The sequence below is a fragment of the uncultured Aggregatibacter sp. genome, assembly GCF_901873365.1.
Classification (GTDB): domain Bacteria; phylum Pseudomonadota; class Gammaproteobacteria; order Enterobacterales; family Pasteurellaceae; genus Aggregatibacter.
This window is the reverse complement of sequence record NZ_CABFLM010000081.1, coordinates 1-10,424: the sequence shown is the minus strand read 5'-3', so window position 1 is coordinate 10,424 and position 10,424 is coordinate 1. Positions and strand designations below refer to the sequence as shown.

Here is a 10,424-nt window from a genome sequence, read left to right as displayed (position 1 = left end):
CATCATCCAGTTCACGATTGCCGTCGCAATACCACAGCCCACCGCCCCAAATGCCGGAATACCGAGTTTGCCGTAAATGAAAATATAGTTAAGGGGAATGTTGAGCATTAAACCGAGGAAAGTAATCACCATGGCAGGCTTGGTTTTGGCAATACCGTCATTTAAACAACGAAAATTAATCATTAATAAATAACCCGGCAAGCCCCAAATCATGGCGTGTAAATAGCCGCTTGTGATCTCCGCCAAACGGGGTTCCATATCCATGTTTTGCAAGACAACGTCGCTGTGATAAATCAATAAACCGAGGGGAATGCAGCTAAAGAACACAATCCAGATGCCTTGGCGTACCTGATGAGCAATCCGTTTACGCTGACCGGAGCCATTCAAATAGGAAATGGTCGGAGGCAAGGCGAGTAACAACCCGTGTCCGAATAACACCAACGGCAACCAAATGGAGGCACCCACGGAAATGGCTGCCATGTCTGCTGCGCTCACGCGCCCTGCCATAATGGTATCCACCATCCCCATGGAATTTTGCGCAATTTGCGCAAGCAAAATCGGTATGGCGATAGCAATTAATTTTTTGGCTTCAATATGATATTCTTTGACGAAGTTTAGATTCATAAATAAATAGATTTCGAGGTCATTATGTTTACAGGCATTGTGCAAGGTACCGCACAAATTAAGGCTATTACAGAAGCGGCTAATTTTAGAACACACGTGGTGGAAATGCCACAAGAAATGCTGAAAGGATTACAAATCGGTGCATCTGTTGCACACAACGGCGTGTGTTTAACCGTCACGGAAATCAAAGGCAATTTGGTGAATTTCGACTTAATGCAAGAAACCTTGAAAATCACTAATTTAGGCGAATTAAAGGCTGGTGATTTCGTCAATATCGAGCGCGCCATGCAAATGGGCACAGAAATCGGTGGGCATATATTATCCGGTCATGTGTATTGCACCGCGGACATCGTTGAACGCCTTCCATCCGAAAACAACCTGCAAATTTGGTTCCAACTGCCGAATAAAGATATGATGAAATATGTGTTAACCAAAGGCTTTATTGCCGTGGATGGTATTAGTTTAACCATCGGTGAAGTCCGCGAACAACGTTTCTGCGTCAACCTCATTCCGGAAACCATTCATCGTACGCTAATTGGCAAGAAAGAGGTGGGCGAAAAAGTCAATATTGAAATCGATCCGCAAACGCAAGCTATTGTGGATACGGTTGAACGTTATTTGGCGCAGAAATAATCACAAAGTGCGGTCGAAAAAGACAACGTTTTTTTAGGCTAGCTTTGCTTAGCGTGCCAAACGACCGCAAAAATTACACACATTTTCTTAAAATCACTTTACAAAGGATATAATTTATGCAAGCGAGACGAGACGAGACGAGACGACCAAGATTGTCGATGAAAATCACGCATTACAGCAAGCATTTTTAAATGAATTAGATGAAAAACTTTGGTCATCTGCCGATAAATTGCGTCAACAGCTTGACGCCGCCAACTATAAACACATTGTTCTTGGTCTGATCTTCTTAAAATACATTTCCGACAGTTTCACCCACCAACAAGCCAAAATTCAGGCTGAACTAACCGATCCTGAAAACGCGCTCTATCTTGACCGCACTTTTTACGACACCGAAGAAGAATACCAAGAAGCCTTAACCGCCGAACTGGAAAATCGCGACTACTACACCGCCGACAATGTGTTCTGGGTGCCGCTGCAAGCCCGTTGGAATGAGCTAAAATCCGTTTCCATCTTAAACATCGGCGCCGAACTCCCTTGGGGTGGGAAATTTTCCGGCGTCGCCAAACTGATTGACGATGCCTTCGATGCCATCGAAAAAGACAACGAAAAACTCAAAGGCGTGCTCCAACGTATCAGCGGCTATGCTGTAAACGAAGACACCCTGCGTGGGCTGATTATCATCTTCTCCGACACCCACTTTACCCGTCCGACTTACAACGGCGAGCCCGTGCATTTAGGCGCAAAAGACATTCTCGGGCACGTTTACGAATACTTCCTTGGTCGCTTTGCTCAAGCCGAAGGCAAACGCGGCGGACAATATTTCACGCCGAAATCCATTGTTTCCCTGATTGTCGAAATGCTCGAGCCATACTCCGGCCGCGTGTATGACCCGGCTATGGGCAGCGGCGGCTTTTTCGTGCAAACCGAACGCTTTATTACCGCCCATCAAGGCAACATCAACAACGTGTCCATCTACGGGCAAGAATTCAACCCGACCACCTGGAAGCTCGCCGCCATGAATATGGCGATTCGTGGCATTGATTACGATTTCGGCAAGCACAACGCCGACAGCTTCACCCAGCCACAACACATCGACAAAAAGATGGATTTCATCATGGCAAACCCGCCATTCAACATTAGCGATTGGTGGAGCGAATCCCTTGCCGATGATCCACGTTGGGCATACGGCACACCACCTAAAGGCAACGCCAACTTCGCTTGGCTGCAACACATGATTTACCACCTCTCGCCCAACGGCAAAATGGCATTGCTACTTGCCAACGGCTCTATGAGCAGCCAAACCAACAACGAAGGCGAAATCCGCAAAGCCATCATCAATGCCGATTTAGTCGAATGTATGGTTGCCCTGCCCGGCCAGCTCTTCACCAACACCCAAATCCCCGCCTGTATTTGGTTCTTAAACCGCAACAAAAAGCGCAAAGGCGAAGTATTGTTTATTGATGCCCGCCAAGTTGGCTATATGAAAGACCGCGTCTTGCGTGATTTCACCGCTGACGACATCGCCAAAATTGCCGATACCCTCCACGCTTGGCAAAAATCAGACGGCTATGAAGACCAAGCCGCTTTCTGCAAATCCGCGACTTTAGAAGAGATTGCGAATAACGACTTCGTACTCACACCGGGACGCTACGTCGGCACCGCAGAACAAGAAGACGACGGCGTGCCATTTGCAGAAAAAATGCAAAATCTGACCACTCTTTTGAAGGAGCAATTTGCGAAAAGTGTGGAATTAGAAGCGGAGATTAAGAAGAATTTAGGGGGATTGGGGTATGAGTAATTGGCAAACGGTAACACTAGAAGATGTAGCTGAAAGTATTAATACAGGATTAGATGCTATTCGTAGAGCGCCGATTGTTGAACATCAAACAAATTTACGTTGCTTGAGAATACAGGATATTTCTCAAGATAAACCTTTTAACGAATGGGGATTCACAGAAACAAAAAAATCTGATTACGAAAAATATAAATTAACTTCTGGCGACATTATTATTGCTAGGACGGGTGGCTCTATTGGTGTTAATAAGCTAATAAGAAATGATTTAGAGTCTGTTTTTAATAATGGATTGGCAAGAATTAGAGTAAATAAAAATTTTGCTACCCCCGAATTTATTTATTGCGTTATGCAATCTATTAATTTCAAAAGTCATATTAATGCTATTTCAAGCGGAACAGCTGCACAACCTAATATGAAAGTAGGTGATATGGCTAAGTTTGAATTTAAATTACCCCCATTAAATGAACAGAAAAAAATTACAGAAACAATTTTTGCTTTTATAGACAAAATCCAACTCAACACCCAAATTAACCAAACTTTGGAACAAATCGCCCAAGCCCTGTTTAAAAGCTGGTTTGTCGATTTCGATCCCGTACGTGCCAAAGTCCAAGCCCTTTCAGACGGCATGAGTCTTGAACAAGCGGAACTGGCAGCTATGCAGGCAATCAGCGGAAAAACACCCGAAGAACTGACTGCACTTTCACAAACTCAGCCTAACCGCTACGCCGAATTAGCCGAAACCGCCAAAGCGTTTCCGTGTGAGATGGTGGAGGTTGATGGGGGCGAGATGCCGAAGGGGTGGGAGGTTACCCCTTTATCAGGATTGTTTACATTAATTAGCGGAACACAAATTCCAAAAGAAGAACATATATATGAAGCAAAAGAAGGTTATGAACGTTTTATTCAGAATAGAGATTATTCAAGCAACAATCATATAACTTATGTAGAAATATCAAAAAAAAATAAACGATGCACAGAAAAAGATATTTTAATTGATCGATATGGTGATGCAGGAAAAATTCGTTTTGGTATTAGTGGGGTTTATAATATCGCATTAGCTAAAATTGTCTTAAATGATAACAATTTAACCGAATATTTACGTTGGTTTCTTATGCAACCCAAGCAGAAAGCATATTTTGAGCAGGCCTCTGGGGCTTCAACTAGAGCATCTTTAAATACTTCAACTTTTAAAGGTATTAATGTTGTTATTCCTTCTAACTTTATATTAAATATTTTCTCGAAAATAAGTAATACATATCTTGATAGTTTAAGAAACTTAAAAGAAGAGAATAATACCCTCATGAAAACTAGAGACTCTCTATTACCTAAATTATTAAAACAGGATGTTTAAAATGTCAAAAACATATTATTTAAAAACTAGAGATGTATATTATACAACTCAAAAACTCCTTAAGAATAGGCTACAAAAAATTCGAGACGAGCATAAAACTGAAAGATATATATCTAATCCTGATTATATTGCTGACTTGCAAGATTACCTTGAGGATTATCATCCTTCAAAAGAATTTTTTATTAATAATTATGATATAAGGAATTGCCGTTTCTTTGTTTCAAAATCTCCAGATTATCCCCAAAACTATTCCTTATATATTCAAGATGATGAGAAACAAAATTCATTTAGTGTTAAAAAATTCTCACCCACTTCTACATTAGCTAATTTTTCTCAAGCTTGTTCTTTTATTTTACAAAACAAAAAACTAGAAAAGAAATTGCAACTCATGACAGAAAACAATTTATCAGGAAATCCTTCAGATTATCAACTAATCCATGTATCTCCTAAATTTAATGAAATTATCAATCAATTTATACAAAAATATAATTTGAGAGAAATTCTTTCTGATGTTGTTTCTGAAAATGGATTAGGGAACAATGCTCCATTTTTTAATGAAAAATACCAATACCTAAAAGATGAATTTCTAAAATTCTATGATTCTCTTGATTTGGAATATAAATTACAAGGCTGATTTGAAATCTGCCAAATCTCCCCTATCCCCTCTTTGCTAAAGAGGGGGATTATTTAGGAAGGTTTGTTAGCTGCAAGCGGTCGGATTAACAGCAAAATTACTCATAAAAAACACCTAAACTAACACTACGCTCAATACCATTCCCCTCTTTGCTAAAGAGGGGGATTATTTGGGAGGTTTGTTGACTGCAAGCGGTCGAATTAACAGAAAAATTATTCATGAAAAACACCTAAACTAAAACGACGCTCAATACCATTCCCCTCTTTCGTAAAGAGGGGTTAGGGGAGATTTAAAGCCAAACACGCTCAGGAATCTATAATGCTCAATAAAAACATCACCATAGACAAATCCGTCAAATCGCCTTAGTATTCGCCTTATATTTTAAGGCAAATAGAAGGGGTAATCGCTGTATGATGAATGAGAAATATATTTGGCAACAGAAAAATTGGACAACATGGAATTATGATTTAACCGCATTACTGCCCTTGCTCAATCAAGCGCACTATCAGCAAGGACGACTATTTGGTCGTTTATGGGATATTGGCTTTGAGGAATTAGCACAACTGGGTCTGCAATCGCTGACGTATAGCATCGTCAAAAGCAGTGAAATTGAAGGGGAATGGCTGAATCCTCAATCAGTGCGTTCTTCCCTTGCGCGTCGTCTTGGCGTTGAAATCGGCGGTTTGTTGCCGGTGGATCGCGCCGTTGAAGGCGTCGTCGAAATGACCCTCGATGCCACAACCAATGTAGATACGCCCTTGACGTTAGAACGCTTATTTGCATGGCACGCTGCGCTTTTTCCGACCGGTTATAGCGGAATGTCGAAAATTAACGTTGCGGCATTGCGCGATGACAAACAGGGCGCAATGCAGGTGATTTCCGGCAACATGGGAAAGCCAAAAATCCATTTTGAAGCGCCACCGGCAGAAACACTAGACGTTGAAATGCAACGTTTTTTAGCTTGGATTAATCGCGAAGAAAAAGGTGATCCCTTTATTAAAGTGGCGATTGCCCATTTGTGGTTTTTGACGTTACATCCTTTTGAAGATGGCAATGGACGTATTGCCCGTGCGATTGCGGATTTTTTACTGGCAAAAACAGAAAAAAACGCTCCGCGTTTTTATAGTCTTTCCGCACAAATTCAAAAAGTGCGGTCGGATTATTATGAGATTTTAGAAAACACGCAAAAAGGCTTCACAAACATAACAACGTGGATTGCATGGTTCATTCAAAATATGATTGAGGCAATGCATGCTACCCAAGAGACCTTAGATCAGGTGTTAGCCAAACATCGTTATTGGCAAAAATGGCGAAAATTCGACTTAAACGAACGCCAACGCAAGGTATTAAATCGTTTATTGGATGATTTTGAAGGCAATTTAACCAATAAAAAATATGCCGCATTAACGAAAGTTTCGCGCGATACGGCACTGCGCGATCTCACGGATTTAGTTGCAAAAAATATTTTGCGTGCAAGTGGCGGCGGACGAAGCCTGTATTACGAAATCGTGCCGTAGAAAACTTGGAGGGTTAAAGCCCCCTTACAAGGACTCATAAGCCATAAGGCTGATTTCACTTCTGCCAAATCTCCCCTAACCCCTCTTTGCTAAAGAGGGGGATTGGATCGAGGGCAATTTGAATTTTAGCTTTCTACTTTAAGACCGTGAATACAGATCAAGTTAGTCATAAGCCAGTTACTCTAAATAAACTAAAGGAATCCCCCTCTTTAGCAAAGAGGGGTTAGGGGAGATTTGGCAGTATCCATAAACGAAGAAATTAATCCATTAGCTCCCCAAAGACAGCAAATACACAAAAGGAACACATCATGCTCAACGAAAACGACATCGAACAACTCACTCTTCAACGCCTGCAATCCCTCGGTTGGGAATATCGCTACGGTAAAGACTTGCCTGTTCATGAAGGCGAATTTGCCCGTGGCGATTTGAGCGGCGTAGTCTTTATTGAGCAGCTGCGTGAGGCGGTGCGTAAACTTAATCCGCAGCTGCCTGAAAGTGCGGTGGATTCGGTGGTGAAATCGGCGACAAAAAACGATATTGGCGACTTGGTGGTGCGTAATCAGGCGTTTTATAAACTGTTGCGTGATGGTGTACGGGTGGAATATCAAGCTAACGGTGAGCAGAAAATCGAGATGGCGCGCTTGGTGGATTTTGAGCATAGGGAGAACAACCGCTTTGTTGCCGTCAATCAATTGGAAATCCGCAGCCGTAAAGGGGGCAAGCGGATTCCTGATATTATCGGCTTTGTAAATGGTCTGCCCTTGGTGGTATTTGAGCTGAAAAATCCGTTGCGTGAATCGGCGGATTTATTGCAGGCATTTAATCAGTTTGAAACCTATAAAGATGAAATTGCCGAGCTGTTTGTTTACAACCAAACCTTGATTATTTCAGACGGCATTGCTGCACGTTTGGGCTCGCTTTCGGCAGATTTCCAACGCTTTACGCCGTGGAAAGTGGTGGATGAAAAAAATCAAAGCGCGCGCTTATATTTTGAGGACGAATTGCAAAGCCTGCTCAATGGCTTAATGCAGCCCGAGCATTTATTGGACTATATCCGCTATTTCGTCTTATTTGAGCGGGATTCCAGCGGCAAAACCATTAAAAAAATCGCAGCATACCATCAATATTACGGCGTGAATGAAGCAGTGCATTCCACTATTTTTGCGACTTCCGAAAAAGGCGACCGCCGCATTGGCGTGATGTGGCATACGCAAGGTTCGGGTAAATCGATTTCCATGTTGTTTTATGCCGGCAAACTGCTTGCACAGCCTGAATTGAAAAATCCCACTATTGTGGTGGTCACCGACCGCAATGATTTGGACGGTCAGCTTTTCCAAACTTTTTCTTCCGGAAAAGATTTAATCAAACAAACGCCACAACAAGTGGAAGACCGCGATCAACTGCGCCAACTGCTCGCGCAAAATGAAGTCGGCGGCGTGTTTTTTACGACAATTCAGAAATTTGCCCTAAATGAGGAAGAAAGCCGCTTCCCTGTTTTAAATGAGCGTAGCAATATTATTGTGATCAGCGATGAGGCACACCGTAGCCAATATGGCTTTACGCAAAAATTGCATAACGGCAAATTTCAAGCAGGCTACGCCCGTCATTTGCGCGATGCGCTACCTAATGCTTCGTTTATCGGTTTTACCGGTACGCCTATTAGCCTAGAAGATAAGGACACGCAAGATGTGTTCGGGCGTTATGTATCTGTTTACGATTTACGAGATGCAGTGGAAGATGGCGCCACCGTGCCGATTGTATATGAAGCACGCCAAATCCGCTTAAACGAAAAAGAACACGATGAGTTATTCAAAGAAATTGATGATTTGCTGGAAGAGGAGCAATCCCCTGTCCTGCGTTTACAAGAAAAGTTACTGGGTTCGCAAGCCCGCCTTGCCGATTTAGCCGCGGATTTTGTGCAGCATTTTGCCAAACGCAATGAAGTCGTCGACAGCAAAGCGATGATGGTGGTTTCCAGCCGTCAAATTTGCGTGGACTTATACAATGAAATCATCAAACTGCGCCCTGAATGGCATTCGGACAATATCAACGAAGGGACGATTAAAATTGTGATGACGGGTTCTGCTTCCGATGCGCCGGAAATGCAGAAACACGTTTACAGTAAACAGGAAAAACAAACGCTGGAACGCCGTTTTAAAGACCCGAACGATTCGCTGAAAGTGGTGATTGTGCGCGATATGTGGCTGACGGGCTTTGATGCGCCTTGCTGTAATACGATGTATATCGACAAGCCGATGCAGGGGCATAACCTGATGCAGGCGATTGCCCGAGTAAACCGTGTATTCCGTAATAAAAGCCGAGAAAATGGCGGCTTGATTGTGGATTATGTAGGCATTGCTGACGAGCTCAAAAAAGCCACCCGGCAATACACCAATTCACAAGGCAAGGGCAAGCTGACGGATAGTGTGATTGATGTGTTCTTTAAAATGAAAGAGCATTTAGAGTTCGTCCGTAGCCTGTTTGCAACGCCGGTTGAAGGGAAAACGTTTGATGTTCAAGCCACCTTAGAGAAAGACGAACCCCATGAATTACTGATGGCGATTCGTTTTGCCGCCAACCATATTTTAAGTCTCGATCAATTGCCTTTTGATGGCAAAGCGCACGAGCAACATTGGTTTAATAAAAAAGAAGCCGAGCCACGCAAAAAAGCCTTTTTGAAAGTAGCGGGATTAGTGAAAAAAGGCTATATGCTGTGTGGTGCCTTAGCGGAAGTTGAGCCATACAACCAAGAAATCGCCTTTTATGATGCCGTACGCGCTATTCTCACTAAGCGTGAACAAAACGGTTCAGGCACAAATGAAAGACAGATTTTATTGAAAAAATTGGTCAATCAAGCCGTCTATTCCGAAGGTGTGATTGATTTATTTGATCTGCTGGAAAAACCGCAGCCACAAATCAGTTTGCTTTCCGAAGAGTTTTTACAAACCATCAAAAACAGCCCGACGAAGAATTTATGGGTCAGCGCGATGGAGCGTTATTTAGCGAGTGAAATCAAAGCCAAATCAGGCGCGAACCTCACCTTGCAAAAAGACTTTGAACAGCGTTTAAAAGAAGCCTTAAACCAATACCATAACCACAATTTAAGCGTGGTAGAAATTTTGGATGAGCTCTTCAAAATGAGCCAAGATTTCCAAGCCCGTTTAGCATTGGGTGAAAAATTAGGCTTAAAAAAAGAAGAACTGACATTCTATGAGGCACTGGCTCAAAACCAAAGCGCTCGGGAACTGATGGGCGATGAAGTGCTTTCCAAACTAGCCAAAGAAATTACTGATACATTAAAACGCTCAGTTACGATTGACTGGCAATACAAAGAAGGCGTTCGTGCCAAAATGCGCATTCTCGTGAAACGCGCCTTGCAACGCTACAAATATCCACCGGATAAACAAGAAGAAGCCGTAAGCTATGTGATTAAGCAAGCGGAGGAAATTGCAGAAGAATTAGCCCAATAAGGGGCTATACTTCACAAGCCCCTCAAGGGCTTGTGAAAACCGGTAACCGTGTTTATTTTCATATCACTATTTTAGTGAATTGTAGCGTGCAACTTGTTGCACGAAACCATGAATACCTGAAAGCGTTAAATAACGTTCCTTGCGTAATTTGGTCGTGCATCAAGATGCACGCTACGAACGAAATCACGAATTACACAGTGAATCGTAGCGTGCAACTTGTTGCACGAAATCATGAATGCCTGAAAGCGTTAAATAACGTTCCGTGCGTGGTTTGGTCGTGCATCAAGATGCACGCTACGAACAAAATCATGAATTACACATCTAGGTTAATTATTCGTGCAACAAGTTGCACGCTACGAGGGGTTAAATAATCGTCCTATATGTTGAGTTTCGGTTGTCA

Annotated in this window: 7 protein-coding genes; 6 read left to right on the top strand and 1 reads right to left on the bottom strand. The window is 42.6% G+C overall.

The features are described 5' to 3' along the window. A partial coding sequence (locus QZ106_RS07175) for an MATE family efflux transporter (RefSeq protein WP_295975984.1) occupies positions 1-624 on the bottom strand: 624 nt, incomplete at its 3' end. Between the two features lie 24 nt (positions 625-648). On the opposite strand from QZ106_RS07175, the gene QZ106_RS07170 reads away from it, so the two are divergent. The 6 genes from QZ106_RS07170 to QZ106_RS07145 all read left to right on the top strand — a co-directional run bounded on the left by QZ106_RS07170 (position 649) and on the right by QZ106_RS07145 (position 10,024). Continuing rightward, a complete protein-coding gene (locus QZ106_RS07170) occupies positions 649-1,257 on the top strand; it encodes a riboflavin synthase subunit alpha (RefSeq protein WP_295975983.1) in 609 nt (202 codons plus the stop codon). 109 nt (positions 1,258-1,366) lie between these two features. Continuing rightward, positions 1,367-3,055, top strand: a complete 1,689-nt coding sequence (locus tag QZ106_RS07165; RefSeq protein WP_295975985.1) for a type I restriction-modification system subunit M — start codon at positions 1,367-1,369, stop codon at positions 3,053-3,055. Beyond that, a complete protein-coding gene (locus QZ106_RS07160) occupies positions 3,048-4,403 on the top strand; it encodes a restriction endonuclease subunit S (RefSeq protein ID WP_295975982.1) in 1,356 nt (451 codons plus the stop codon). Before QZ106_RS07165 ends, QZ106_RS07160 begins: the two co-directional genes overlap by 8 nt. Position 4,404: 1 nt before the next feature. After that, positions 4,405-5,037 carry a hypothetical protein gene (locus QZ106_RS07155; RefSeq protein ID WP_295975980.1) on the top strand — a complete coding sequence of 211 codons (633 nt, stop codon included), beginning with the start codon at positions 4,405-4,407 and terminating at the stop codon, positions 5,035-5,037. Positions 5,038-5,450: 413 nt separating this feature from the next. After that, the gene (locus tag QZ106_RS07150; RefSeq protein ID WP_367259974.1) at positions 5,451-6,554 is read left to right on the top strand and encodes a Fic family protein; all 1,104 of its coding nucleotides are present in this window, start codon (positions 5,451-5,453) and stop codon (positions 6,552-6,554) included. A 308-nt stretch (positions 6,555-6,862) separates the two neighbouring features. Continuing rightward, entirely contained in the window at positions 6,863-10,024 is a 3,162-nt protein-coding gene (locus QZ106_RS07145; protein WP_295975978.1) for a type I restriction endonuclease subunit R, read from the top strand. Positions 10,025-10,424 lie beyond the last annotated feature (400 nt).